Origin of the sequence: Deinococcus planocerae (assembly GCF_002869765.1) — a bacterium.
GTDB classification, from domain to species: Bacteria; Deinococcota; Deinococci; order Deinococcales; family Deinococcaceae; genus Deinococcus; species Deinococcus planocerae.
Map to the genome: position 1 here is coordinate 166,030 of NZ_PNOR01000002.1, position 25,290 is coordinate 191,319.

Genomic DNA, 25,290 nt, shown 5'->3' on the forward strand with positions numbered 1-25,290 from the left:
CACCCCGCTGTCGAAAGCTTCACGGGCCGCTCCACCCGGCGTCTGCCAAGCTGCGGACCCATGCGCGCGCTCCTCACCCTGCTGCTCTCCTGCACCAGCCTGGCCGCCGCCGTCAACGTGACGGTCCTCCCGGGCGATACGGTTCCCCGGCTCGCGGCACGATACGGCATCACCCCGCTGGACCTGCTGCTCGCCAACCCGGGCCTTCAGCCGTTGGACCTGCGCGCGGGCCTCAGCGTGGCGTTGCCCCCGGGGGCGGCGGACACGGGGCCGGACCTGCCGGTCCCGGCCGGGGAACCCGCCGTTTCCGCCCCGCAGGGCACCACGACCTGGACCGTGCGGCGGGGAGACACCCTCTCGGCGGTCGCCCGCCGGCACGGGCTGACCCTGGCCGGCCTGCTGGCTCTCAACCCACAGGTGGACCCAGGGCGTCCGCTGATAGTGGGGCGCGTGCTGGTGGTGCCGGTGGTCTCAACCCCAGCTGATGGGGTGGCCCCAGAGGCAGCGCCCAGCTTGCCTTCGTTCCTGGCCGCCTCGCCCGCGACTCCGCCCACCAGCGGCGTGCCCGGGGCAACGTCGTCTGCCTTACCCGCGCAGGTCGTCCCGGTGGTTCCCCCGCCTCCCCAGGAGCCGATATCGCCAGGGCCCACGCCTGCCTTCCCCGGACCTCCCACCCCTGTCGTCCCGGCCCCCGGGACCGAGGCCGCACCTCCCCAGGGACTGCCGGTGAGCGGTGCCCGGCTGACGAGTTCCTTTTCCCCGGCGCACCCGGGGGTCGACCTGGCCGCGCCGCGGGGGACGGCGATCCACGCGGTCGCCGCGGGTGTGGTGGTGGAGTCGCGCTTCGACGCCCGCTCGGGGTGGGGCTGGACCGTGCTGCTCGAACACGAGGGGGGCTTGCGGACGCGCTACAGCCACAACAGCGCGAACGTGGCGCAGGTCGGGGAACAGGTCCAGGCCGGGCAACTCATCGCCCGGGTCGGCAGCACCGGCCGCAGTACCGGGCCGCACGTGGACTACCGGGTGTACGTCGCGGGCGTGGCCGTCGACCCGCTGGCCCTGCCGCCGGGCCCCTCGGCCCTACGCTGACCCCCGGTCACTCCGCGTCTGCCACCGCTGCGACCCCCCGGGGTCCTGCGCGGCGGCCCTTCCCCCGTCGCTGCGGGAGTGGAAGTGCGCCCCCGGTTTCGCCAGAGTAGAAGGCGTGCCACCACACGGCGCCGGCTGAAGCCAGCTTCACCGTCTCCCCGGTGGGGTCACCCCGAGTTCACGCCGGGCCGCTCCCGCGAACCCGTGCGGGCGTGGGTGAAGGTCTCAAGTCGCGTCCAGGAGGCTGTGCAGGATGGGCCGCACGCGCCCGGCGAGCAGGTCGATGCCCAACGGCGCGATGGTGTCCTCTGCGCAAAGACGTTCGATCTCCGCGGCGCACCACGCCCGCAGCTCCTCCGATAACCTGCCGGCACGGGCCAAGAGTCGCGGTACCGTGGCGACGGCCGACGGATCACGGTCCGTCGTCAACCAGGCGGCCAAAGCCACGGCGAACGCTGGGTCGTTTCGCAAGCGCCGGATCAGCGGCGGTGTCATACTTTCAGAGGCGATCGTGGGAACGGCCGCGCAGTGCTCGAACGTGCCTTTGAGCGCCTCGATCAAGTTCTCGGGTGTGGCGTGCAGGCCCATCAAACGGAAAGTGAGCCGGTAGGACGCTTCCGCCTTGCTGGACGCGTACCAGTCGTAGGCGCGGTGAACGACAGGGCTGTCCGGCCAACCCTCCGTCAGGGCCATCAGGACGCTTTCCCGAGGGGGGTCATCGCCGAACGCCGTGGTGAGCCGGTCCAACACAGAGGCGTTGCCTCTGAAGTGCTGGCCCAGCAGCTGGGCCGCGGCAAGCGTGGTGTCGCGGTGGGCATCTGCGTCCTCAAGAGCATCCAGACAGGCCTCCAGGAGGAGCCCGCTCCCCGGCACCACACGCCCGAGGAACCGCAATATTGCTGAGGAGTTTCCCACCGCACGGTGTTGTTCGACGACCTCCAGCACCTTCCGCCTGGCCACGGGAGACTCGTCCGCGTATGCCGCGAGCACTCTCAGGAGACGGCCGTCGTGCTTTTCCTGAACTCCAAGGAGGTCTTGTCCGGTTGCCCTTTCGACATCCTCCCAATGCTGCACGACCACGGCCACGAAACGTCCGGAGACATCAAACGCCGCTTCCAACACCGGACGGATCCACTCCGAGAGTTTTCGCCCATGAACCTCGACGGTCACCGCGTCGAGTGCGCCAAGGGTAAGCAACCCGGCAATGCCCGCCTGCGCGTGGGTTCGAAACGAGATGCCCGGGGTGCTCGCGTGCCTGGTGAGTTGCTCGATGACGGGTGCCAGGTCGCGTCCTTCCGCCCGGGCGCGAAGCGCCAGGCTGATGGCGCACTGCACGCGCGTTTCTGGATCGCCTTCTTCGTGGTGCGCCTCCAGCAGGTTCAGCACTTCTTGTGCGTCCCCCCAGCGTTGCCGGAGCTTGGAGGCGATCACCAGCCGTGAGCCGGGATCAAGTGGCATGGACCTGTCCCGCACGACCTGCCGAATGGAAGCGTCGTGCCGCAGGTGATAGGCGACGTCGCCCGCCCCCTCCGCACCTTTGTCCAGAACCTGCCGGGCGTACTCCAGCATGCGCGGTTCTTGGGAGAAGAGCCGTAGCGCGTGATGGAAACCGTTGTGGGCGAGACTCTGCTGCTGACTCAAGTGCGTGAGGGCGGCATCCAGCATGGCCGGACCGTCCTCGCCCACGCCCACCTTGGCCAGTCCGCTCAACACGAAATCGGGTCGGGCGCACGCCGGGGCGCGCAGCAGGGCCAGGAGCCGCTGACGTGAGGCGTCGGCGTCGCGCAGGATGCCGGGAATGAGGAAGCCGATCCTGGCCGCCACATCGTCAGGACCATGAACCAGCGCCAGGAGTCGGGGGGCCACCTCCGGGTCGTCCATGCCCCACCCCTCCAGCAAGGCCTGGGCCGACCAATGCGGGAACCCGCTGTCGAGACTGGCGAGCAACTTCGCCTTGGCAGGGGCGGTTCGGCCAATCAGGGACGCGAAGAACAAGTCGCGATCTTCCAGATCGCCGCGTTCCAGGCGAGCGTCGATGGCCCGCACAATCGCGGGGACATCGCGGAAGTTATGGAGCAGCAGTAGCCACGCGTCGTGCGTGCCCAGGAACGGATGTTGCTCGCCGCGAATCTCCCCGGCGACGGCATCAATCACTTGAGGATCAGCAGAGAAGCCGCGCAGCAGCACCTTCCAGGCCGAGTCGCTGTCCACCCCGGCCCGGGGCCTGGCGGGCAGGCAGACGTCCCGGACCCGCGGGTGACCGGGCCACCCCTGGACCAGAACGTCGACCACCAGGTCACGGAGTTCGTAGGGCACACCGCTCGTGTGATTCAAAAAGGACAACGCGTCGTGGAGATGCGTGTCGGCGAGTCGACCTTGTTTGGCCAGGCCGAGATAGGCGAGGAGGCGGTGTTCGGGATGGGGCGAGGCGGCGTGGTGGTCAAGCAGGTCCGAAAGCTCCCCGTCCGCGGGTGACGCGAGCACGAGCGCGTGAAGGGCACCGCCTTGGGCTTCGACCGAGTGCGCCTGTTGCGCGACCCGTGTGAGACGCCCGAAGAGTCCAGGCTGCTGGCTGGCCAGGGCGGCCAGGGCCCTGGCGGCGGCGGCACGCTCCGGGGCCTCCTCCTCGTGCAAGCCCCGGAAGAGCAGGGCAATGGTGTCCTCCTCCGGGGGCCAGGTCCCCATGACCTCGATGGTGCCCGAGCGGTACCGCAGGCGCTCCGGGAACCAACGGCGAAGCCGCTCGTGCACCAGCTCGCGTACCTTGGCGGAGTGCAGGCCGTCGAGCGCGTGGCCCAGGAGCCGTTCACGCTGCGGTGCCCACGTCTCGCGCTCGATGACCGCGAGCGTGTCGCGCGCGATCTCCTGCGCGAGCGCCGGTGGAACCGGGAATTCGCCGAACGCGGCCTCCGCCAGGAGCTGGGCCAGGTGCTGCCGCTGCGCGACGGTGCCGCCCGGGGCACGCAGCACGTCCATCAGTTGCCGCACCTGCTGCGGCGGTCGCGTGAAGTGCAGCGTGCCTAGCAAGACTTCACGCCATTGGGCTTCGAAGCGGCGCGCCCGGACGACCTCCAGCTGGTCGTCCAGCCGTGAGAGGTACCCGGCGGCCAGAAACTCCTGCAGCGAACGGTGGAAGAAGCCCGCCTCGTGCGGCGACCGCCCCACGAGCAACCCCGAGTTGGTCTCACCGACGGCGACCAGGCGCGCGGCGGACGTGCTGGCCTCACGCCGCCCGAGGCCCAGGCCCACCTCATCGTCCTGAAGGTACGCGGCGATCACCTCGCTGGCGGCGTCGATGGGGATCACGCCCTCGGGGTAATCACAGTGCATCTCATACGCGAGGCGCTCGAACGCCTGCCGCGTTTCCGCCGGGGACAGGTGGCTGTCGTCGTCGCCCATCGCCGCGGCTCGCCGCCGCCGCCGGGGGTGCGCCTCCAGGAGGTGCTTGACGACTTCCTCGTACACCCGGAAGCGGCTGCGCGGCAGGGCGACCTCCGCACGGCGCAAGGCGACGAGCAGGCACAGCAGGAGCGGCACGGCCGCCAGGTGCGCGAGGTCCGGCGAGTCGCGCAGCTCCTCGAAAAAAGCCTCCACTTCCGCCGCCGCGCGCCGCGCGACCACGTCATCACCCGGGTCCTCGTCCGCATTTCTCAACTGGTGCGCGAACCAGGTCCCGGCCAGGCGGCGCTGCTGTGCCTCCGAGAGGTCGGCGATGTGACCGTCCGCCCAGCCACTCAGCTTGGCCTTGAACAGTTTGTACCCGTCCGGGCGGCTGGAGAACAGCACCGGCACCCCGCGTTGCTGCACGAACACGCGCAGTCGATCGAGCGCGAGCTCGCCGTAGTCCGAACGCACGTACTCGTCCAGGCCGTCGACGACGAGGAGCAGTCGCCCGTCGTCCAGGGCCCGGTCAATGAGCGGCGCGAGGTCCTGGGCATTGAAGGCGCGCAACCACTGCCGCATCACCTCGTGCAGGGACACGGTGTTCTCGCCTTCGAACGAGATCACGCGTGTCCAGAAGGCGAAAGGCACCCAAACGGGGAGGTGCTGACCCCACCTGCTCGCCACCTGTGCCAATTCCGGCGCGTCATCGAGCAGATCGAGGGTCACGTAACGCAGCAACGTGCTTTTCCCGGAGCCGGGACCGCCGAGGATCACCCGGGCGTCGTGCTCGGTCAGCCAGCCCTCCAGTCCCCGCCGTCGGGTGTCGGAAGAGGGACGAACGGTGCGGACCTCCCGACGGCGTCGACGCCGCGTTTCATGCTCGTGATCGGCCTCGGGTTCTTCTTCAGGGCTGGGCGGCGGTCCCACCGGAAGACTCTCCAGCGGCGCATCGAGAATGTCCGGCAGGATGAAGCGTTCGCGGAGCGACGGCGCGCGGACACGGGTGGCGTCGGTCAGGGCCACGCCGGAGTCATGTTGCTCGAACACGGACGCGTAGAACGACCGGAGCCCCTGGCGCAGCTGGAAGAAGTCGGGCGCGTCGAGACGATCCCCCAGGGCCCGCGCCGCGTCCGCGCCGCAAAAGGCCTCGACCCAGGGGCGACCGAAGAAGTCGTCCACGACCTCGGGCATCTGCTTGAGCAGGCGGTTGAGTTCGTCCGCGTCCCAGCGGAGGAGCTGGATGTGGTGGGCCTCCAGCACCCCCTGTTGTTCACGGAACATGTCGTCCCGCTGCTTCCCCCGCAGGCTTTCCATCGTGCACAGCACGAAGGCGGAGGTGCGGTCGCGCCCCACGAACCCGTCCTCCTCCAGGAACTTCTCGACGGCCGCCCGGATCTTCGCGGGGCCGAAGTCCTCGACGCGTTTGCACTGGTACACCACGTACGTTTCGCCGTCGAGTTCACGGGCGTACAGGTCGATGCCCGCCTGCGCGTCGCCCTGCTCGCCGTACAGGCGGCAGCCCTCCACCGAAGCGTCCCGCTGGGCGAGGCGTAGACAGAGCCGTTCAAAGTCCTGCCAGCTCAACTCGCGGTACGGCAACTCCTGCAGGCGCGTGTGGACGGGGGGGTTGGGGACCCGCCCGACCGGCTGAGAGAGCCGGGTGGGCAGGGGTGCGAGGGCTTGGGGCGCGGCGGGCATGGTCACGTCCTCCACGATAGCTGTCGGATAAACCCCCGGTGGAGGACTTCCACCATCGCCAGCTCACCCGGAGCGCCCAGGTCACCGTCTCGATGTGTGGTGTGGAGGGCGGCTCCAGGCACCGCTTCCGCAACAGGCGTCTTGAGGGAAGGTGCCTGAACAGGCTGAGGTCGGGTTCGTGACCTGGATCTCCGCCCTCCACCTCGCTTCGGGAAAGACTCCAGGCTAAGCGGCGCAAGACCATGCTCACCCGCGGAAGCAGCGCGGGAAGACCGGTCCGCAGTGGTCTCAACGCAGGCTCAAGCGCGGTCCCTGCTCGCCCGACGCGTTCTTTACAGGTTTTTTACAGGCCCCCGGCAAGATAAGCCATGCCGATGCGACCGCTTCCCCTGTTTTCGCTGGCTCTGTGCGCGCTCGTCGGGTCGGCGTCCGCCCTGCCCGCGAGCGTCACCCTGAAGAACATCCGCCATGAGTACCAGGGCCCGGACAACTGTGCCCCGGTGACGGCGCTGACCGTCCTCGGGTACTACGGCACCCGGGTCACCCAGGCGGGGGCGGCCCAGGCCATGAAGGACTACCGCGGGGATCCCCAGGTCACCAGCCTGGAACTCGCCGCCTACCTGGGCCGCTCCGGGCTGCGCAGCGTGATCCGCTACGCGGGGGACGCCGAGGTGCTGCGCGAACTGGTCTCCCGCGGCTTTCCGGTGGTGGTGCAGCAGCGCCTGCGCGCGGGCAGCAACGTGGCGCACTTCCGCACCGTGTACGGGTACAGCCGGGGCCGCTTCCTGGTGAGCGACCCCATCCGGGGCCCCTCGCTGAGCCTCACCACGGCGGAGGTGCAGGACCTGTGGCGGTACTACAACGGCGAGTACCTGGTCGCGTATCCGCCCGGCAAGGAGGCGCAGGTGCGGGCGGCCCTGGGCGAGGACTTCGGCGTGGCGGCCAACTGGCGGCACGCCAGACTCCACGGGGAGCAGGACGTCAAGGCGCGCCCGAACGATCCCTATGCCTGGTGGGGGCTGGCCAAGGCGAACCTCCGGCTGGGCAATGTCGCGGCGGCCTCCGGGAACTTCGACCGGGCGGTGGCGCTCGGCGTGCCGACCATGTACCTCCTGTACCGTCAGGAGGCCTTCGAGGCGTGGACCCGGGCGGGTGAGCACCGCAAGACGCTGAACCTGGCCCGGCGGGCCCTGAGGGCCTACCCGAGAAGCAAGGAACTGCTGCATTTCGAGCAGGTCGCCAGCCGCGCGCTCGGGGCGTAGGAGCGCGTCACGGCGAGGTGGGCGGAGGTCCAGGGGCAGGACGAGGACGGCACCTGCGGGACGCTGGCCGCTCCGGGTGAACGGGTGGCCTCCCTGCCCTCATGTCCGGGCGGTACAACCAGGCTGGACCGTTCACCTGCTGTTCCGGAGGAGACATGAGAATCCATACCGCCATCTGCCTCACCGTCCTGACCCTCCTCGGCGCCGCCCTCGCAGGTGGCGGCGGGCCGGTGGCCAGCATCGGCCAACCGGCCCCCAACTTCGTCCTGCACACGGTGGACGGGGAGACCGTCCGCCTCTCCGACCTGCGGGGCAAGGCGGTCATCGTGCTGTTCGGGGACGTCCACTGCACGGTCTGCCGGGCGAACGACCGGTTGTTGCGCCTGTACCAGTACCAGTACGTGGACCGTGACCTGGCGGTGCTGAGCCTGCACGCCCACGTGACCCCCAATGACCTGACCCGCTACGACGCGCAGTTCCTCTTCGGCGTGCTCACGGGGCGAGACCCGGGCGAAGTGGTTGCGCACGAGTACCGGGCCACGCTGCCGACCACGGTCTTCATCGACCGGAATGGCCGCATCCAGCGGGTCGTGCACGGCCGGCTCGACGAGCGCGAGCTGGTGCGCGACCTCCAGGCCCTGCTGTAGCCCCCACCCGGGGGACAGGAGGAGGAATGAACCCCCCGTTCCCCAGAACCCCGGCCCGGCCTCAGAACGCCGCGAAGCCGGCCCCCGACCGCGCGACGAGTGAGACGGCGTGGACCCCTTGACCGCTCCCGTGACCGGGGAGCCTGGTGATCCGCCGCGGGTGCCCGGGCAGGCGAACCGGGGCGAGACGTCGACCGGGGTGACGACCGCGCCGGACGCGCGCCTCGCCCGGATGGTCGAACTCGACGTGTACCGCGGCATGACCATCCTCGCGGTGGTGCTGCACCACCTGACGGGTCTGGCGATCCGTCACGCGGCGGCGGGCTCGCTGCTCAGCGAGGGCCTGATGGTCCTCAACCGCGGCTCGCATTTCGTGGTGCCGGCGTTCCTCTTCCTCACGGCCCTGGTCCTCACCCGGTCCGCCCTACGCCGGTTCCACCTCGGCGCCTATGTCCGGTCACGCTTCCAGAAGGTGCTGGTGCCGTACCTCTTCTGGACGGTGGCGTACGTCGGCTTCCGCGTGCTCACGGCCCAGGACCCGCCCGGAGTTCTCGGGGACCCGGAACGCTGGCGGGTCTGGCTTCAGTACGGGAAAGGGTACTTCCACCTGTACTTCCTCCTGATCGCCCTGCAGTTCTCCCTGATCCTGCCCCTCCTGCTGCCCCTCTTCCGCCGGAGGCCGCGCTTCCTGTGGGTGCTGGTCGGCGCCGGCGGGCTGCAACTGCTGGTGTACCTGCTCAACCGTTCGGGCGTGCTCCATTTCCGCTTCCCGGCCACGATGGTTCTGTGGTACCTGCCGGTGCTCGGGCTGGGCATGTCCTTCGGGTCGAGCGACGTCCCCTTTGAGCGCTTCTGGTACCGCTGGCGCCTCTGGATCGTCGCAGCCACGCTCCTCACCTTCGCCTGGTACGTGCCCCTGTCCGTGGCCCTGCTCCAGGGGGCTACGGTGAGTTCCGCGGCGTACAGCCTCGCCAACTGGTCCTACACGACGGCCGCCTCGCTGGCCCTCCTGGGGCTCGCCCAGGTCCTCACCCGGGCCCCGGCCTGGCTGGTGAGGGTGCTCACCTCCTGGGCACGGTGAGCCTGCAGGTGTACCTGCTGCACCCGGCCGTCCTGCTGTTCCTGGAACGCCGGGGGTTTCCGGGAGACCCGGCCCGGTTCGTGCTTGTGCTCGTGGCTTACGGGGCCGTGGCGCTGGCCGTGCCGCTCGCCGTGGCGCGCCTCCTGGCCGGGACGCGGGTGGCGCAGTGGGTCTTCGGCCGTTGACCCGCTGGAGCCGGGGTAAGCCCCGGGAGCGCCGCCCGGAGGGCCCGTGTCCAGGGCTGGCTTTACACGACCTGAACAAGGGCCGGGTAGGGTACGGCGACCCAGCCCCTCCTCGCCGCCCCCCCTCGCCCCCGCGAAAGGTGACTGACCATGCCCCACCCCTTGCGCCTCGCCCTGCTGCTCGCCGGCCTGAGTGCGGCCCCGGCCGCCCAGGCCCGACTCGCCCAGACGGAGAACGCTCCCCTCTCCATCGAGCGGATGCGGGCGCGCGCCTACCCCGGCAGCGCCCTCACCACCCGCCAGACGCTCCGCCCGGGCGCGGGGTATGAACGGCGCGTGGTGTCCTACCTCTCGGACGGGCTGCGCTTAGACGCCCTGCTCACGGTTCCCAACGGCACGCCGCCCAAGGGGGGGTGGCCCGCCATCGTGTTCAACCACGGGTACATCCCTCCCCAGCAGTACCGGACCACCGAGCGGTACGTCGCCTACATCGACGCCTTCGCCCGCGCCGGGTTCGTCGTCCTGAAGCCCGACTACCGCGGCCACGGCAGCTCCCAGGGCGAGCCCGCGGCGGCGGCCTACTGGTCGCCGGAGTACACCGTCGACGTGCTCAACGCCTTTTCCTCCCTCCAGAAGTTGGAGGGCGTGAACCCGGCGCGCATCGGCATGTGGGGCCACTCGATGGGCGGGCACATCACCCTACGCGCCATGACCATCAACCCCCAGATCAAGGCGGGCAACATCTGGGCGGGCGTCGTCGGACCGTACGACCTGATCTTCCGGGACCTGCCCCGCTGGGGGAGCGGGTCCGGGGGGAACGACCCCCGCGCCCGGATGCTCGCGAGGTACGGCACGCCCGCCCAGAATCCCGACCTGTACCGGGCGATCTCCCCCAACTTCTTCCTCTCGGACCTGAAGGGACGGCCCCTCCAGCTTCACCACGGCACCGGGGACACCCACGTCCCCCTCAGCCTCTCGCAGGCGCTGGCGGGGGGCCTGAAGGCTGCGGGGCAGCCGTACACCTTCTTCACCTACCCCAGCGACGATCACAACCTCAGCCGGAACCTGAGCGTCGCGCTCAGGCGGTCCGTGGCGTTCTTCCGGCAGAACCTGTAGGCTCAGTGGGTCCGGCGGCGCACACCAGCACGTGTGCGCCGCCGGACTGGTGCTGGCCCGCCGAAGGGGGCTGCCCGAAGCCTCCCGCCGACCTGGCCCGGCCAAGTTGAGCCGCCTCGGCCCCACGCCTCTTCCTTGACGGAACCTTGAGCGCCCCACGACCTTTACACGATCTGAACACGGGGCTTCTTACGATGGCGGGGCAACCGGTTGATCTCTCGCGGCGTTGAACCGTCCGCCTGACTTTCCCCGCCCTTTCAAAGGGAGACGGCGTCTCCGGGCGTGGTCTTGTTGGTCTGCCGTCGGTCACGCGCCGAACCCGGCTGCACCCGGAGGTCCCCAGATGAAGACCCAGCAGCTTCGTCCCGCCGTCATCGCCGCCAGCGTCACGCTCCTCCTCGTCGCGTGCGGGGAGACTCCTCCGGCGGCCGGGGCGGCCACGTCACAGAGTTCGGAGACCACCCCGGTGCAGACGTCCGCTCCAGTCAACACCACGCCGCTGCGGGCCGAGAGTGACGCCAGCGCGGCGCAGGTCCAGGCGCAGCGTCTCAACCTCAAGCTCACGCCGGAGTACGTGCCCATCGGGCGGCGCTCCCTGGAGTCGTTGCGGCAGAAGGAGGCGGACGCCTTCAACATCGCCTACATGTCGCAGACGATTCGCCACCACCAGTACGCCATCTACATCTCCGAGGCCGAGGTGCGCAACGGCCAGCGTCCCGAGGCCAGGCAGGCCGCCCAGATGATCATCGAGCGGCAGACCCAGGAGATCAACCAATTGCGGACCTGGTTGAGGCAGTGGTACAACATCGACCCCGTGCGCGAGGAGCAGCGGCTGGTGGAGCGCGACCTCGACGCCCTGTTCCAGCTCACCCGCTACGAGACCCTGGCGGGCCGCCCGGTGGAAAGTGACCGAGCATGGCTCGAGGGCATCGTCCGCGGGCACGAGCGCGTCATCATCATGTCCCAGATCGCCGTGCTCAAGTCGAACCGCCCGGAACTGAAGAACTACGCCATGAGCGTTGTGAACATGCAGTCGATGCAGCGCGCCCAGTTCCAGGCCTGGCTGATGCTCTGGTACGGCCAGACCATCGAGACGCCCGCCTACTGAGCACCGGGCCCGGTTCGGGCGGGCAGCGGCCGTGGCAGGGGGACAACGCTGTCCCCCTGCTGTTCTTGAAGCGTCCTCTGGCCCACCGCAAACGCGGTTACACGATCTTTACACAGTTGCTGAACAATGGGCCGGTTGACCCGCCTTCGGACGGTTCAGGAGCAGGGACCCGTCCAGGCCGTGTACCTGGTCAACGGGAGGATGGGCCCTTCAGGCCCAGGAGGAGCACCTTGACGACCCGTGACTGCCTGATGATGCGCCGCCTCTTCCGCCTGGCCGGCGGGCGGCCTCCCCACCACGGCGGCAGGGCCGCCGGGACAGGGACGGCCAGCCGCCCGCCGGGAACCCGCGAGCATGGAGGTCGCGGGCCGTCCGGTCGGGCCGGGCACGGTCGTCCGTCCCTCCTGCGGGAACGCTCGTGAACATCGGGCCCGATGCCCTGAAGATCGGTCCGCTGGTGCTGGGCTGGTCGCAGCTCACGCTGGTGCTCGGCCTGCTGGCGTGGTCCTCCCTGGCCCGCTTCCGCGGGGCGGGGGTGGCCGCGGCCGTGGCCCTGGTCACCGCCCGCCTCTGGGCGACCCTGCCCGGCCTCTTCGGGAACCTGAGCCAGCCCCTGGGCGCAGGGGTGCTCGAACTGCTGGATGTCCGGCGGGGCGGCTGGGCGTGGGGGCCGGGCCTCGCGGCGGGGCTGCTGGCCCTCTGGTGGCCCCGACGGCGGCTGCCGGACCGGCTGGCCCTCCCGCTGCTCGTCACCGTTCTGGCGGGCGTGCTGCCCCTGCTGCTCCGACCCACCCCCGCCGTGCAGACGTTCCCGGAGGCGCGCTTCCCGCGCCTCGCGGGGGGCACGGTCTCCCGCCCGGTCGCGCTGCCCCGCCCGGGCGTGGTGAACCTGTGGGCCACCTGGTGCCCGCCCTGCCGGGCGGAGATGCCGCTCCTGATGCGGGCGGTCCAGGCGGGGGAACCCGTGGTGCTGCTGAACGTCGGTGAACCGGCGGGGCGGGTGGGGGCGTTCCTCCGCGCCTACCCGCCCGCGGGCGCCACTTGGCTGGGCGGGGAGGCGGTCACCGGGACGCTGCGGGTCAGCGGCTTCCCCACCACCCTGGCCGTGAACGCGCGGGGCCGCATCGTCGCCCGGCACCTCGGCCCGCTCAGCAGCGCTCAACTGCAAACCCTGATCCGGCAGGCGAAAGAGACCCGCTGATGGGAGGGCGGGCCCACCCTCCCTCGTGGACGCCCTGGGCTCCGCCCCGCTTCACCACCCGCCGCCCCCCGGGAAAAGGAGAACCTATGCCCACCAGGACCCTGCCGCTCGCCACCCTGACCCTCGCGCTCGTGGCCTGCTCCCCCGACCCCGTGCCCCCGGGGCCGCCCGTCACCCTCCAGTTCCTCGACGTGTCGGACTGGCACGCGCAACTCGACCCCCTGAGCGTGGGCAGCGGCACAGGTGCCTACCAGGTGGGCGGCGCGGCTGTGCTCAGCGCGTACTTCAAGCAGGACCGCGCGAGCAACCCCAACACCCTCACCCTCACCGGCGGCGATGCCTACGGGGCGTCCCCGCCCCTGTCGGGCTTCTTCGGTGAGGTGCCCGCCGTGGAGGCCATGAACGCGATGGGCTTCGACGCGGACACCTTCGGCAACCACAACTTCGACCGGGGCACGGCCTTCCTCCAGGGACTCATCGACCGGGCCAAGTTCTCGTACCTCTCCGCGAACCTGGAGAATCTGGGCGCGAACCTGAGGAACGTGGCCCCGTACAAGATCTTCACCGTCGGCGGGGTGAAGGTCGCCGTGGTCGGGCTGACCAACCCCGAGGCGCCCACCCTGGTCGCGCCGGGCGCGCTGGGCACCCTGGTGGTCACGGACCCCGTCGCGGCGGCGACCCGGACGCGGGCCGCCGCGCTCGCCCAGGGCGCCCAGGTCTTCGTGGCGATCACGCACCTGGGGGTGACCGGCCAGGACGCCTCGCGGGCGGCGACTGGGCCCCTGATCGATTTCGCCAAGAGCGTGCGCGGCTTCGACGTGATCTTCGGGGACCACACCAACGAGAAGTTCAGCGGCTTCGTGGGGGACGCCCTGGTCGTGGAGAACCTCAGCAAGGGCGCGAGCTACGCGAAGGTCAGCGTCACCTATGACCACGCGAGCCGCCGGGTGACGGACCGCGTGAACACCTTCGTCGAGCCGCGCGTGGACGCCGTCACGCCCGACCCCGCCGTCGAGCAGGTGCTCGCCCCCTACCGCGCCCAGCTCGCCCAGCAGCTCGACCGCCGAGTCGGGGTGGCCACCGACGTGTTCCCGCGTGGGGGCAATGTCGAGCGGTTGCAGGAGGTCGCGCTGGGCGACCTGATCGCGGACGCCTTCCGGGCCCGCTACGGCACCCAGCTCGCCATCCAGAACGGCGGCAGCATCCGCAGCCCGCTGCCCTCCAGCTACGCGCCGCAGGACAAGAGCCTGCGCCGCCCCGCTCCCGGGTACCAGCCGGGGCCGCCCTACGACCTGGTGGCCGGGGACGTGTACTCGGTGCTGCCCTTCGGGAACACCGTCGTGACCCGCACCGTCACGGGCACGCAGCTCTACGCCGCGCTGGAGAACAGCGTCTCGGCCCTCCCCGCCGCCAGCGGGCGCTTCCTGCAGGTCTCGGGCTTCTCGTTCACGTACGACGTGAGCCGGCCGGTGGGGTCGCGCATCGTCAGCGTCACCCTGGACGGCGGCACGCCGATCCAGAGGGACGCCACGACCTACACCCTGGCCCTGAGCGACTTCACCAACAGCGGCGGGGACGAGTACACCATGTTCGCTGACGGGCAGGGCACCACCCGGGAGCCCGACGCGCAGGTGGTCCTCGAGTACATCCAGGGGCTCGGCACGGTGACGCCCACGGTCGGGCAGCGTATCCGGGCAGTGGGCGGAAATTGAGGCGCTGAGAGGGGACAGGCCCGCTCGATGGGGGGTGAATCCATCCCGCCGGGACCGGTGGACGGCACCTGATTTTCGGAGGCTGGGCCAGGATTTGGGAGGGAGAGGAGGTCGCTCCCGGATGGGGGTGCCGCGTTCTGACCGTCACCGTCGCGATTGAAGCGGTGTTGCCGATCCGCACGCTGCGCATGAAAACGGCCCCGGCGGCGCGGACGACACTCCACCTGCGGGAACACCCCCGCCGGAGGTGACCGGCGCCGCCTCTTCGTTACGCTCTGAACATAATATCCCATAATGAGGGGGCATGACGTCCTCATCCCCCTTTGGTGTCCATCTCTCCCATCCAAGTCCCCTCCCCGAGATTCCTCCACCGCCCGGCCCCAGCCTCGAGCTGCTGACCGCTCTCCGTTCCGCCAGGGCCGCCGAGTCCGCAGCGCAGGCCACCTGGGCGACAGGTCTCGTGGCGCTGCTCGCCTTGGTGGCGACGGGCCTCGCCACTTACTTCGCATGGAGGGCCTTGCAGTCGTGGCGACGGGCAGCGCTCGCCGAGCAAGAACTCAGTCGGGTCATCGACGCCCATCAGGCTTTGCATGACTTGGAAGGCACCATCCACTCTGCTCGCTCTCCATGGATCCTCAGGGATTTCGGGGAAGACGAGCGGCAACAGACGCCGGAGGAGACCGCCGAGCGTGATCGTAAGCGCAGTCGCCAGTTCAGGGAGGATCTTTATCGCCTCACCTCTGGGTATAGACGTGCCACGGTCGGCCTGGACGAAATCTGGGGCAACGAGTTCAAAACGGCCAGGGAAGAACTGGAGAAGCTGACACACGAACTCGCCCTGGCCTCCGGGTACTTGTACGAGGAGCGCAATTCGGCCATGCAGGTCATTCCGATGTACTGGGAACTGATGGGCCGACCTCGACCTGCCAGGGATGACCTCCCAGAGGTGACGCGGGACATGGTGGACGGGCGCACGGCCAGCATTCAGCGCACCATCGATAGAGTCCGGTCATTTCACCTGGAACGCCTCCACACCTACCGTGAGGGTCTCCCGAGACCTGCAAGTCACGGCGACAGGAGGTCTGCATTCTGAGTGTCCAGACCTCTGCCACCGGCCAAGTGGACCGCAGGATGAGGTCGTCTGGCTTTTGAAACGGCTCCCCACGCTCCCGGAACCGGAGATGTTCCCGAAGCCTTCACCTTTCCGGCAGGCTGTCGTCGAACCAGGTGACGAGCTGGGCCAAGAGGCCCGGCCGGAAGACGTCCAGAATCTTCAGAACCTGAAGGACGCCGTGCCGGGCGGAGTCCACGCCGAGCCGTCACACGGGCAGTGTGCTGCCGTGGACCCCCGCGAGGCGGTCGAGCACCAGGTACCCGGTGAGCGGCTGGAGGTATTCGCCCTTCAGCCGCAGGTGTCGGATGACCTTCACCTCGATGAGCGGGTCGTCGATCAGCAGGTCTGCGTCCGCGCCCCCGAACCGTCCGGAAGGGCAGGCGACGTTTGATCCCGACGGCGGCAAAATCCAGCGCGAGGGGCAGCGGCCGGCCCATCTGTGCCAGGCAGGCGGGAAACGAGAGCGTCCGGTGCTCATCGAGCAAGGCCTGAAGCCGACTGACGAGTTCCGGGGCGCGGTGAGCCCGCCGCATCACGTCGAGGAGCGTCGTCCGTCCATCCGTGATGAGCAGGCCGTACCCCCGCTCCGCACAGAGCGCCTTCATCGCGCCCCACTTGCTGAGGTTACGCTGGCCGCCATGCACAGCGGCGGCTTGACCTCGATCAGGACAGCCCGCACGTCGTGCAGGTGCATGAGGATGTCCGGGAAGTACCGCCGGGCGCGCCCCTCATGTTCGTAGGAATCGCCAGCGGCTGTTCCTGGTACGCCCGCACGGCGGGGTGGGCCTCCAGGTGTTGCAGGACGCGCCCCTCCGTCTTGGAGTCGTAGGCCACCGGGTGGCCGAGGTTGCGGCTGTAGAACCCCTCCCCGTCACGGGGCTCGCGGGCGCGGAGCAGCGGGCCAGCAGGCCCAGTTCCTCCGGAGTGTAGGCACGCTCCCCGCCTGGAAAGCGCACGTCGCGCAGGAGGTCGGCCAATCGACCGTGCAGGACGCGCTGCCACCGTTCCTCGGCGAGCAGGTCGCACAGCAGGGTCTTGGCCGCCGCGTGAATGGTCACCGTGACACCGCGGTCCTTGTTTTCCCTCGCCAGCCCCTCCACCAGGTGAGCGCCGACATGGAGGTCAAGGTGGTCCAGGTGGTGCACGACGACCTGGGCGGTCCGATCCGGAGAGAGCAGACTGGTTTCGTCATGCGTGAGCGGCCGCAAGGCGTGGCCCAGATGCCGCAGGGGTCGGTCGACGTTCCCGCGTTCGGCACGGCTGAGCTGGTACCGGACGGTCCGGCGGCAGCGCAGCAGGACCTGCCGAACCCGTTCACGGGTGACGCCGTGGCGCAGGCCGATCTCTTCTAGGGTGTGGCTGCGACCGTCTTCCAGGCCGCGGCTACCTCGCGGTCGCGCTCCTTGCTCAGGCTCAGGACCAGGTCGTCCAGCCTGGACTGGATCAGCAGGCCCAGGTCAGGGGGGGCGTGAACGGAGGGCACGATGCTGTGGTCTCCATAGAAATAGAAGCAGCCCTGCTGGTGCGCCGTGGCCCCCGACGTGACGTCAGACCAGGAGAGCCCAGTCGGGGAGCGTGGGCGGCGGGCCGGGGTCACGCACGTTGACCAGCCGCAGCAACCGTCCCTCGTCGGGCGCCCTCTGCCACTCCACGTCCCGCTCCACGTCATACGGCCGTCGGTTGCGCCAGGCCACGTACTCCTGCAAGGTCCGCACCCGCAGTTCCCCCTGCCCGGTGATGCGCAGGACGTGGTCCCCCACCCGGTACCAGCCGGGCGCCACCTGGAGCCGCACCACCTCGTGTGGCGAAGAGGCGAAGCTGTCCAGCAGTTGCGCGATCAGGCGGCGGAGTTCCTCGTTGTACCGTTGGGCCGCCTCGTGCGCCCGGTCCTCCAGGATGGGCGGCGTCCACCCCTGGGGCACGTCAGGGACGTGGAGCTGGCCCACCGTCCAGCGGACGAGCAGGGTCCGCGCCCGCTCGCCGAGGTCCACCGCCCGGTGCACCGGCACCGCCTCGCCGGGGACCAGTGGCTGGTCGCGATGGTGCAGTCGCTGGGCGGCCGCCTCCACGTCGAGGGCCTCGCGGGCGCGGGTCTGGAAGGCTGCCAGCACCTCCGGCAGGGGGCCTCCCAGGGGAATCCAGCCGTGGTCCTCGTCCAGCCTCAGACCGTGCGTCTCGGCGAAGCGTCGCAGCGGCGCCAGGTCCTCCGCGTCGGGCAGGAAGAGCGCGGGCAGGCTGTCCTGTCCGGCCGTCTCCTGTGGGCTGACCTCGAACTGGTCACTCTGGAGCCAGGTGTCGCCCGACCACAGCAGCACCCGCACGTAGCCCTCCTCGGAGACGGCGAGGGCGGGCAAGGTGAGGAGCTGGCCCTGCACCCCGAAGGTAAGCGTGTCCGAGACCCCGATCCGCTCCAGCAACTCCTCCCGCGTCATCTCCCAGGGCTGGTTGTGAGGAAGAGGACGTAGCACCCGCTCGCGCAGGTCTCCCGCGAGCGTCTCGGCGATGGCCTGGCTGCGGAACAGGTCGAAGGCGAGCAGGTGAGCGGCGTAGGTCAGGTGGTCCTGGTCGCCCCATGACACCACCCGGGGCACGTCCTCGGGGAGCTCGTAGCGGTAGTCCGGGGTGAGCGGCTGGCCGTCCCGCTGGAGGTAGCGCGGCTGGCCCAGGTGCCCGGAGTAGGTGGGGTTGGGGGAGGCTTCCGGCATAGCTGGAGGGTAGAGGTTTTTGTCCGAGGTCGTGAGACGCAGGGAACGAGAAAACCTCGGGCAGCCTGGAGCAGCGGGCCTCGTCGAGGCACAGATTGTTCTTCCCGTCCCGCGAGACCAAGCCACGCTCGATCAGCCGCTTCACTGCGGAGCGGGCTTCGCGGCTGGGCAGGGTATGATCCACGCGTGGTGCTGGGAAGGGGAGCAGCCGGGCTTGCCCGGCCGCGCGCCCTCCCCTTGACCAGTCCGGGGCGGCGCGGGCCTCCGCCCGGGGCCTGGCGGTGGCGACCCTCACGGTGCTGGAGGAGGAACCAACTCAGCCGTTGTAGGGGCTCGGCGGCGCATGAGCACCCCCAGCGGTGGGTCGTCTTTAACAACGCTTCATGTAAAGTGTCTCCACTGCGCCGGGCACTTTCGGGTGCTCGCTCTTGCTGAAAGGAAGGCCGTCATCAAGCATTTGTTGATCGTCGAGGACAACGAACAGGACTTGGAACTGGCCCGGGTCGCCCTGGAGTTGAGCGACGTGCGGTGCGCGGTCAGCGTGGCGCGGGACGGTGCCGAGGCCCTGGACTTCCTCTACCGTCGGGGAGCCTACGCCGGGCGGCCGGAAGGACACCCCGACCTGGTGCTGCTCGACCTGAAGATGCCCCGGGTGAACGGGCACGAGGTGCTGTGCACCATCAAGGAGGACGAAACGCTCCAGACCATGCCGGTGGTGATCTTCACGACCTCGAACCTGCCGCAGGACCGCGCGGCCAGTGCGGCGTGCGGCGCCAACGAGTACGTGGTCAAGCCGGAAGGGTTCGGGGCGTTCGTGGAGACGATCAACCGGCTGGGACAGCGGTGGCTCGCGCTGGAACAGTCGGCGTGAGCCGCCCCTCTGGGTCCAGCTACTGGGGTGGAGACCACGAGGAGAACGTCAGGCGATTGATGTTGCCATCCACCGCCACCGTGCCGACCCGGTGTTTCGAATCGATCCTCCCGCGGGTGGGAGAGACGAGGTCCATCAGGTTGGACAGCGCGACCGCAGCCTGGGCCAGAAGGGAGCCCAGGTTGGTGTTGGAAAATGCCTGCTGCTGGGCCGAGAGGGCCTCATGGTTAACGATCCGCTCCCTCATCCGCTACCCTGCTTCCTCCAGCGTCCGGGCGTCCTGCACGAATCCAGCCAGCAGACCAAGCTCGATGGGTGAAGGCGAGGGTGGGGGCGGCTGCGGGGGGGGCATCGGGACGCATCAGCATGGCGAACACTTCCTCGAAGAGGGGTGCCAGGGCCGCGTCGAGTGAGGCCACCAGGTGTGAGCCATCCGTGTCCTCCAACTGGAGGGACGACAACCGCGCCGTCGCGGCTTCCACGGCGCGCCGCACAGCGTGTTCATCGTAGGACATGACCAAGCCTCGAAAAAAGCGCAACACGGGAGATTCCGTATTACGCCTGACTGCTCACTGGTCTGGTGATTAAGGGGAGATCAGTAGATTTTGCCAGGGCGTCTCTCTTCGCTTTAATGAGTCAATATCAGATTGAAGACCTGTGGCAGTTAAAACGCCCTTTATTCGATATGACCCGGTAGCTACGTAGCTGCCATTGTTGTTCTTCAAATCCCAACTCGCAACGAAGTTGACTTCCTCTCCGGCCATTAGATTGCTCACTTGAAGTATATTGGTCGGTGGCCTTCCGTTGTTAAAGTTCCATATCTCGCTGTCCCCCTGGTATATAATTATGTCAAATGCTGGCTGGTTGCCAAAGTACACCATTGCCGATTGGTTGCAGATATTCTTTGCCGTAAGAGTTATCGGTACTCGTCCATCAGACCCTAGGTTTCCTACTGTTAACTTCAAACCTAAACATGGTAGAACAGCAGTGTAGCTGCTACTGTTCGTACTTGTGACACCACCTGGTCGCGTACTGCTGATAGACTGGCAAGAAGCTAGCAGGAGTGGAAGGGCGAGGATGAAGTTGGGAAACTTGGCGAGGTTGGATAAGCTTGCCATATTGCACCCCCATTCATGTTTACCTGATGGTCAGAGTTCCCAGATCTCGTTCAATTCCACTTAAGGGGCTAAAAACAATATTGTTTTGCGATTTTGCCCCTCCCCAATGAATGCCAAGCAGATTCACCACATTATAAGATGGACCAGGCGGATTAACAGGAATCACTGTGTATGTCTCGTACACAGGAGAGCCACTGTCACCCGGATTTGCTTCGTAGTCGGCCCCAAACTGGCATAATCGTACAACCGTATCTCCCGTTGATCCGGTATTATAGCAGGTTCGCGTAATTTTTCCTCCGGTTGTCCCGGTAGTTCTTCCGATCCTGACGACACCTTGGCCCATAACCAGATTGTAATTCTTGCCCGTAAAGGCCAGAAACGGGCCACTATCCCGAATCGTTATGGGAGAAATCCTGTTGTTGGTAACCATAAGGTTGCCGAAGTTGGTAAATGTGCCGGGAATATAGCTTGCGAAATTTGCATCACTAAAACGACAATTAGAGTTCGTGGGACAGCCATTTATATTAGTAAATGGGATAGGGTCTGTCGTTTCAACTCCGATAGCATTATACCCCTGTGTATATTGCACATTGTCCAGACTTGCAATTCTACTACTGCAATGACTATTGGTCACAAAACCGTAAGTGCCATTCAGGTAAGCATTAAATCCCAGTGTGCAGACATAACCAGGGAACTCAATTTGAAGTCCTCCGGCAATAGGACGATAATAATCTTGGAGAGTGGCTGATGGAGTTGGTGTCTTTCCAATCTCTAGTAAGACCGCATTCTTCGGAACACCTAGACTGGTCAGAAGCTGGTTTACTTGTGAGAATTCTGCATCGTTTGAGACCGCTATTGTAATACGATTCCGACTCTCGTCAATATCTGTGAAAACAACTTCCGAGAACTTGACTTTGCTAAGAATCCTTTTGTACCAATAATCCAAACTCTTAAAGGAGTACGCACCTTCCTTGAGCTTGACTTCGGCGGGTACAGTTTCGCTGGCAGAAGAATTCAAGTTGGAGGCGGCTTTTTTATTCGATTTGAACAATACCTCTTGTCCAAACACCTCCGTTACGGCATTCTTTACCCTGATCTTTTTATTTGAGTCCTCAGCATCAAAAACGCCTCCCGTAGGAGGCTGCACGTACACCTCTAAATCCCCATCTTGATTGAAAAACATCCCCCCAAAGTCATCGATCTTAGAGGCAACTTTAAGGAACTTATCGTCCAAGGTCTGCGAAGCATCCTCTTTCACGGTTTGGCTGGCGAGAGGCGTACCAGGATTGGCAACGGTTGTGTCGCCTGGCGTCTCATCCTGGGAGCAGGCCACGAGCAGAGAACATGTCAAGGTCAGCAGGGCAAGCGGTTTCCTCACAGAAACTCCCTTCAACAGCCAATGGGGTCAATCAACTCTAATTTCCGGAGCTATAAACTGACGACACACCTCCTTTGACTCCATACCTATGAGCAGGGAATGACAAAAGGGTTCCGAGTAGATCACATTGAGAGCCCCCGCAAACCGGAGTCAACCGTTTCTTGTTGTTGATAACTTATCAATATACTTAAAATTCAACGGTCGTGGTGAGCAGGACATGAGGCTTATGTTTGTTTCGAGAGCCGTCATCCCCTACCGGAGAGATATGAGGATATCGGTTCCAGGGTTCTGCCCTTGATGTCCAGTGGAGTTCCAGGCTGCTGGACGGCATGACGCCACAGCCACCGTCCTCAAGCCATCTGAGTGGAGGTCTTACTCCCGCTCCTCACCTTCCACATGAGCCTTATGCCCGTGACGCTTCCCCGCCACCTCCTGCTGATTGTCGACAACCCCGCCGGTCTGCTGCTCGCCGAGGAGGCCTTCGCGGCGCTGGGGGTCAAGTCCACGTAACCCCCTGCGAGAGTGGCCGGTCGGCGTTGGACACCATGCGGCGCCTGGGCGCCCCGCTCCCCGACGTGGTGCGGCTGGACGTGAACATGCCCGCGATGAACGGGTTCGAGGTGCTCGGGGCGATGAAGGCCGACCCGCAGCTCGCCCTGATCCCCGTGGTGATGCTGACGACGTCCAATAGCCAGGACAACATCCGCCAGGCGTACACCCTGCACGCCAGCTGGTACCTGCTCAAGTCGGTGAACTTCGCGCAGTTCCTTGAGCAGGGGGAGAGCTTCGTAGAGTTCTGGACCAGCCGCCGCCTGGTGCACTGGCCGGAACAGTGTGCCTAGGGGCGTCGGGGTCCGTCTCGCCCAGGGGAAGACCGTGTTGGGACAAGCTTCGGAACTCCTCCTTGGCCCTGGCCGCGAGGGTACCTCCACTTGGTCGGCGCCCCGTGGAGGAGAACGGCCTCCCCTCTCGGCCTGCCTGAGTCTTCAGGCGGGCATCTGGGTGCGGCGCTGGGGCTTGCCGCGTTTCTCGGTGTACATCCGTTCGTCCGCGAGGCGAACGAGCGCCCCGCTGCTCCTGACCTCCGCAGCACTCGCACTCCCCACGCTCGCCCCCACCTCCAGGAAGCCCGCCTGCTGTACCTGAAGGACCGCTGCCCCGACCGCCTTCTGCACGGTGGGGAGGTCGTCCACCTCGCACAGCACCGCGTACTCATCGCCCCCCAACCGGAAGGCCATCGTTTCCGTCCCGAGGTGCCGTTGCAGGGCCTGGGCGAACTCGCGCAGCAGCTCGTCCCCCGCCGCGTGGCCGCGCGTGTCGTTCACGCCCTTGAGCCCGTCGAGGTCGAGCAGCACCACCGCCAGGTCAGGGCGGCTGGCCCAGGCCTGGTCGAGGGCATGGTCGAAGGCCCGGCGGTTGGCGAGTCCGGTGAGGGGATCGAGGAGGGCCGAGCGGCGCAATTCCACCATCTCCCGCCCCGCGCCCCGCAGGAGCCAGTCGCCCAGCCCGCCTAGCCCCAGGGCCAGCAGGACGTTCCAGGCCACGCCGGACAGATGCGTCGGGTCCAGTGGCAGGGCGAGGGTCCCGACCACCAGGCTGTACAGCAGGAAGACCACCGTCCCCCGGAAGCCGAAGTAGACGGCGGCCAGGGCAGCGGGGAGGATCAGGACGGCGGTGTAGCCGCCGAGGTCGGGCGTGAGGGCCCAGCCCACGCCGTGGAGTTGGTCGATCCACAGGGCGAAGGGCGCCAGGGCGGCGTAGAAGAGCAGGATGCCCGAGAGGGGGTGAAGGCGGCCGAGCGCCATGCTCACCAGAATGATCAGGGTGAAGGCCGCGTCCTGCTCGAGGCGGGAGAACTCGCCGGAGAGCAGGTGCAGCCCCAGGCTGACGATCAGGACCGCCCAGGCGGGCCACCACCCCAGGCGCAGCAGGCGGGTGCGCGGTGTCAGGGAGGCCGGGACCGGTCGGGGCGCGGCCTTCGGGCGGGAGGCGCGGAACATCACGGCCAGGACGGTCGGGTTGGGAGGGCGGGGGCGGACATGGCCCTCATCCTGCACGCTGCGGCCTCACAGAAGCCTCTCCCCAGGGCGCGGATGTGCGGCGCGTTGATCACCGGACCCGTCCTGGACGGCCTTTTCACGTCCTCGGCTGCTAGGCATGGGGGCTGTCAGCGGGCTACCCACCCGGTTCCCGCCCGCCCGAGTGATGGCGGTGTTCGGTGGGTGCGCTGCCCTGCAACGGCTCAACCCGGGGGTGCGGCGGTGGGAGAACTGGGCAAAGGCCCGTACAGGGGATGAGCTGCCAGCTTCCCGTCAGGGGTTCGTCACTTACCTCTCCTACCGTCAGCCCATGGTCACCCGGCTCACCGCGCTCTTCATGCTCGCCCTGAGCTTCGCGGCGGCAGCGCCTTCCGAGGTTCTCTATTCCAAACAACTCGACTTCCGCACTGATCGCGAGACGCGCGTCGATCTGGACCTCGGCGCCCCAGCGCTGGTCGGGGCGATCAACACGCCGGGGGAGTATGTGTTCGCCCCCCGGGTCAGCTTCCTGTTCCAGAAATTGCGCCCCACCTTGCCCGCGCCTTTCGCGCCGGGGTACATCCTGAACGAGGTGCCCTTTCGGGTGGTGGCCCACTACCGGGTGTACGCCCAGTCCCCGCTGACGCCCAGCGTCCTGAGCTTGGTGCTTCCGCTCGACGGGGTGAAGCCCGGGGACCTGCTGCGGGGGTATCTCTGGGACGGCGAGCAGTACACCGAGGTAGGGCATATGGCGCCGCCGGGAGCGTTGGTGGCGCTGGCGCAGTTCTCGCCCCGCTTAACAACCAAGAACTTCGGGTATGGCACGCGCGTCCTGGTAGTGGCGGTGGACAAACGGCGGCTCACGCCGGTCTGCCAGAAACGGGGGGGAACCGTGCAGGACGACTGGTGTAACGCCTCGGGTTGGCCGGCTGGCCGTCCGTATTAGAGGAGGTTCGTCATGATGGCGTCTCCTTTTTTCGAGGCTCAACTCCATCTGCGCACAACCAATTCACCCTCAACCTTCAGGGCAATTTCAGAAGGAGAGCTGGCCTGGCTCAAAGGAGAAGGCGGCCCGCGAGGCCGCCTTGATTTCTCTAAGTTAGCGTCGGATGTACGCAAAGTCAAATTATGCAGCCGGATTGGTCCTACTTCTTGGCCCTGGTGGTGCTGCGCCCGCGCGTCGTCTTGGCCTTGGCGCCCCTGGTCTTCTGGGCGCGGGATTGGCCGAGCTGCTGACCCTTTTCAAAGCTCGCCTGCATCTTGCGCCGGGTCTCCTCGGCGAGGGTTTTGAAATCGACCGCTCCTGACTCAATGTTCTCGACGGTCGGCTTCACCTTGGCGTTGCGGCTGGGGACCGCGGCCAGCTCCTCGTTCATCTGCTGGAACCAAGCCTCGTACTTCGGGGTCACCTCGATGACCAGCTCGCGGGCCTCCCGGATGCCTGTCTCGTCGCTGCCCCGGCGGCGGTAGGTCTTGCTCAGGAGTTGCACCTGCATAACGACGGGGAAGCGCTCCCAGCCGAGAAAATCTGGGAGTGTCTACGTCACAGATTCTGGGGGAGCGCGTCCGCATTCTGGCAGATGAGTTCCTGGCCGTTCCAACC

The 25,290-nt window shown here is 67.3% G+C and carries 23 protein-coding genes; 14 read left to right on the forward strand and 9 right to left on the reverse strand.

The annotated features are described in order from the left end of the window. Positions 1-60: 60 nt before the first annotated feature. Positions 61-1,089 carry a LysM peptidoglycan-binding domain-containing M23 family metallopeptidase gene (locus A7B18_RS01860; RefSeq protein WP_102124956.1) on the forward strand — a complete coding sequence of 343 codons (1,029 nt, stop codon included), beginning with the start codon at positions 61-63 and terminating at the stop codon, positions 1,087-1,089. 225 nt (positions 1,090-1,314) lie between these two features. Here the strand turns inward: A7B18_RS01860 and A7B18_RS01865 are convergent, their stop codons facing one another. After that, a complete protein-coding gene (locus A7B18_RS01865) occupies positions 1,315-6,171 on the reverse strand; it encodes an NACHT domain-containing protein (RefSeq protein WP_245872705.1) in 4,857 nt (1,618 codons plus the stop codon). Positions 6,172-6,539: 368 nt separating this feature from the next. Between A7B18_RS01865 and A7B18_RS01870 the strand changes: the two genes are divergently transcribed. From A7B18_RS01870 to A7B18_RS01910, 10 genes are all read left to right on the forward strand, one after another. Further along, positions 6,540-7,433 carry a C39 family peptidase gene (locus A7B18_RS01870; RefSeq protein WP_245872701.1) on the forward strand — a complete coding sequence of 298 codons (894 nt, stop codon included), beginning with the start codon at positions 6,540-6,542 and terminating at the stop codon, positions 7,431-7,433. Positions 7,434-7,588: 155 nt separating this feature from the next. After that, positions 7,589-8,080, forward strand: a complete 492-nt coding sequence (locus A7B18_RS01875) for a TlpA family protein disulfide reductase (protein ID WP_180969978.1) — start codon at positions 7,589-7,591, stop codon at positions 8,078-8,080. Positions 8,081-8,189: 109 nt separating this feature from the next. Next, the gene (locus A7B18_RS01880) at positions 8,190-9,161 is read left to right on the forward strand and encodes an acyltransferase family protein (protein WP_102124960.1); all 972 of its coding nucleotides are present in this window, start codon (positions 8,190-8,192) and stop codon (positions 9,159-9,161) included. Further along, a complete protein-coding gene (locus tag A7B18_RS01885; protein ID WP_102124961.1) occupies positions 9,158-9,346 on the forward strand; it encodes a hypothetical protein in 189 nt (62 codons plus the stop codon). Before A7B18_RS01880 ends, A7B18_RS01885 begins: the two co-directional genes overlap by 4 nt. 150 nt (positions 9,347-9,496) lie before the next feature. After that, complete coding sequence (locus A7B18_RS01890) at positions 9,497-10,462, forward strand: alpha/beta hydrolase family protein (protein ID WP_102124962.1); 966 nt, start codon at positions 9,497-9,499, stop codon at positions 10,460-10,462. A 343-nt stretch (positions 10,463-10,805) separates the two neighbouring features. After that, positions 10,806-11,570: a DUF305 domain-containing protein gene (locus A7B18_RS01895; RefSeq protein ID WP_102124963.1), complete on the forward strand. Its 765-nt coding sequence runs from the start codon at positions 10,806-10,808 to the stop codon at positions 11,568-11,570. 230 nt (positions 11,571-11,800) lie between these two features. Beyond that, the gene (locus A7B18_RS21180; RefSeq protein ID WP_146009424.1) at positions 11,801-11,992 is read left to right on the forward strand and encodes a hypothetical protein; all 192 of its coding nucleotides are present in this window, start codon (positions 11,801-11,803) and stop codon (positions 11,990-11,992) included. After that, positions 11,989-12,771, forward strand: a complete 783-nt coding sequence (locus A7B18_RS01900) for a TlpA family protein disulfide reductase (RefSeq protein ID WP_102124964.1) — start codon at positions 11,989-11,991, stop codon at positions 12,769-12,771. The genes A7B18_RS21180 and A7B18_RS01900 overlap by 4 nt, the downstream gene beginning before the upstream one ends. Before the next feature lie 86 nt (positions 12,772-12,857). Then, positions 12,858-14,483: a bifunctional metallophosphatase/5'-nucleotidase gene (locus tag A7B18_RS01905; RefSeq protein WP_102124965.1), complete on the forward strand. Its 1,626-nt coding sequence runs from the start codon at positions 12,858-12,860 to the stop codon at positions 14,481-14,483. A 304-nt stretch (positions 14,484-14,787) separates the two neighbouring features. Continuing rightward, entirely contained in the window at positions 14,788-15,576 is a 789-nt protein-coding gene (locus tag A7B18_RS01910) for a hypothetical protein (RefSeq protein WP_102124966.1), read from the forward strand. 749 nt (positions 15,577-16,325) lie between these two features. Here the strand turns inward: A7B18_RS01910 and A7B18_RS23050 are convergent. The 3 genes from A7B18_RS23050 to A7B18_RS01930 all read right to left on the reverse strand — a co-directional run bounded on the left by A7B18_RS23050 (position 16,326) and on the right by A7B18_RS01930 (position 18,302). Then, entirely contained in the window at positions 16,326-16,973 is a 648-nt protein-coding gene (locus tag A7B18_RS23050) for a sigma factor-like helix-turn-helix DNA-binding protein (RefSeq protein WP_146009428.1), read from the reverse strand. Further along, positions 16,946-17,080: a hypothetical protein gene (locus tag A7B18_RS22800; RefSeq protein WP_281260132.1), complete on the reverse strand. Its 135-nt coding sequence runs from the start codon at positions 17,078-17,080 to the stop codon at positions 16,946-16,948. Before A7B18_RS22800 ends, A7B18_RS23050 begins: the two co-directional genes overlap by 28 nt. Positions 17,081-17,144: 64 nt before the next feature. Then, a complete protein-coding gene (locus A7B18_RS01930) occupies positions 17,145-18,302 on the reverse strand; it encodes a hypothetical protein (RefSeq protein ID WP_102124970.1) in 1,158 nt (385 codons plus the stop codon). A 457-nt stretch (positions 18,303-18,759) separates the two neighbouring features. Here A7B18_RS01930 and A7B18_RS01935 point away from each other — a divergent pair, with 457 nt between their 5' ends. Continuing rightward, on the forward strand, positions 18,760-19,173 hold the full coding sequence (locus A7B18_RS01935) for a response regulator (RefSeq protein ID WP_245872702.1): 414 nt from the start codon (positions 18,760-18,762) through the stop codon (positions 19,171-19,173). A 19-nt stretch (positions 19,174-19,192) separates the two neighbouring features. On the opposite strand, the gene A7B18_RS01940 is transcribed toward A7B18_RS01935, so the two are convergent. The 3 genes from A7B18_RS01940 to A7B18_RS21195 all read right to left on the reverse strand — a co-directional run bounded on the left by A7B18_RS01940 (position 19,193) and on the right by A7B18_RS21195 (position 21,669). Next, the gene (locus A7B18_RS01940) at positions 19,193-19,420 is read right to left on the reverse strand and encodes a hypothetical protein (RefSeq protein WP_102124972.1); all 228 of its coding nucleotides are present in this window, start codon (positions 19,418-19,420) and stop codon (positions 19,193-19,195) included. Positions 19,421-19,757: 337 nt separating this feature from the next. Next, positions 19,758-20,291 (reverse strand): BsuPI-related putative proteinase inhibitor, encoded by a 534-nt coding sequence (locus tag A7B18_RS23055; protein WP_146009425.1) that lies wholly within the window; start codon positions 20,289-20,291, stop codon positions 19,758-19,760. A gap of 19 nt (positions 20,292-20,310) precedes the next feature. Beyond that, entirely contained in the window at positions 20,311-21,669 is a 1,359-nt protein-coding gene (locus tag A7B18_RS21195; RefSeq protein WP_146009426.1) for a hypothetical protein, read from the reverse strand. A 545-nt stretch (positions 21,670-22,214) separates the two neighbouring features. Between A7B18_RS21195 and A7B18_RS01945 the strand changes: the two genes are divergently transcribed. Continuing rightward, positions 22,215-22,511, forward strand: coding sequence for a response regulator (locus tag A7B18_RS01945; protein ID WP_342747124.1), 297 nt, complete (start codon positions 22,215-22,217; stop codon positions 22,509-22,511). Positions 22,512-22,655: 144 nt separating this feature from the next. Here A7B18_RS01945 and A7B18_RS01950 read toward each other — a convergent pair whose 3' ends face one another. After that, on the reverse strand, positions 22,656-23,726 hold the full coding sequence (locus tag A7B18_RS01950) for a GGDEF domain-containing protein (protein ID WP_245872703.1): 1,071 nt from the start codon (positions 23,724-23,726) through the stop codon (positions 22,656-22,658). Between the two features lie 292 nt (positions 23,727-24,018). On the opposite strand from A7B18_RS01950, the gene A7B18_RS01955 reads away from it, so the two are divergent. Next, positions 24,019-24,633, forward strand: coding sequence for a hypothetical protein (locus A7B18_RS01955; protein ID WP_102124973.1), 615 nt, complete (start codon positions 24,019-24,021; stop codon positions 24,631-24,633). Positions 24,634-24,832: 199 nt separating this feature from the next. Here the strand turns inward: A7B18_RS01955 and A7B18_RS01960 are convergent, their stop codons facing one another. Continuing rightward, positions 24,833-25,183, reverse strand: coding sequence for a hypothetical protein (locus A7B18_RS01960; RefSeq protein WP_102124974.1), 351 nt, complete (start codon positions 25,181-25,183; stop codon positions 24,833-24,835). Positions 25,184-25,290 lie beyond the last annotated feature (107 nt).

Coding starts and splice junctions, on each gene's coding strand:
- A7B18_RS23055 (WP_146009425.1), bottom strand. CDS start 20,291: ATGGCAAGCTTATCCAACCTCGCCAAGTTTCCCAACTTCATCCTCGCC.
- A7B18_RS01945 (WP_342747124.1), top strand. CDS start 22,215: ATGCGGCGCCTGGGCGCCCCGCTCCCCGACGTGGTGCGGCTGGACGTG.
- A7B18_RS01895 (WP_102124963.1), top strand. CDS start 10,806: ATGAAGACCCAGCAGCTTCGTCCCGCCGTCATCGCCGCCAGCGTCACG.
- A7B18_RS01860 (WP_102124956.1), top strand. CDS start 61: ATGCGCGCGCTCCTCACCCTGCTGCTCTCCTGCACCAGCCTGGCCGCC.
- A7B18_RS01930 (WP_102124970.1), bottom strand. CDS start 18,302: ATGCCGGAAGCCTCCCCCAACCCCACCTACTCCGGGCACCTGGGCCAG.
- A7B18_RS01910 (WP_102124966.1), top strand. CDS start 14,788: ATGACGTCCTCATCCCCCTTTGGTGTCCATCTCTCCCATCCAAGTCCC.
- A7B18_RS01865 (WP_245872705.1), bottom strand. CDS start 6,171: ATGCCCGCCGCGCCCCAAGCCCTCGCACCCCTGCCCACCCGGCTCTCT.
- A7B18_RS01890 (WP_102124962.1), top strand. CDS start 9,497: ATGCCCCACCCCTTGCGCCTCGCCCTGCTGCTCGCCGGCCTGAGTGCG.
- A7B18_RS01960 (WP_102124974.1), bottom strand. CDS start 25,183: ATGCAGGTGCAACTCCTGAGCAAGACCTACCGCCGCCGGGGCAGCGAC.
- A7B18_RS01905 (WP_102124965.1), top strand. CDS start 12,858: ATGCCCACCAGGACCCTGCCGCTCGCCACCCTGACCCTCGCGCTCGTG.
- A7B18_RS01870 (WP_245872701.1), top strand. CDS start 6,540: ATGCCGATGCGACCGCTTCCCCTGTTTTCGCTGGCTCTGTGCGCGCTC.
- A7B18_RS01955 (WP_102124973.1), top strand. CDS start 24,019: ATGGTCACCCGGCTCACCGCGCTCTTCATGCTCGCCCTGAGCTTCGCG.
- A7B18_RS01940 (WP_102124972.1), bottom strand. CDS start 19,420: ATGAGGGAGCGGATCGTTAACCATGAGGCCCTCTCGGCCCAGCAGCAG.
- A7B18_RS01875 (WP_180969978.1), top strand. CDS start 7,589: ATGAGAATCCATACCGCCATCTGCCTCACCGTCCTGACCCTCCTCGGC.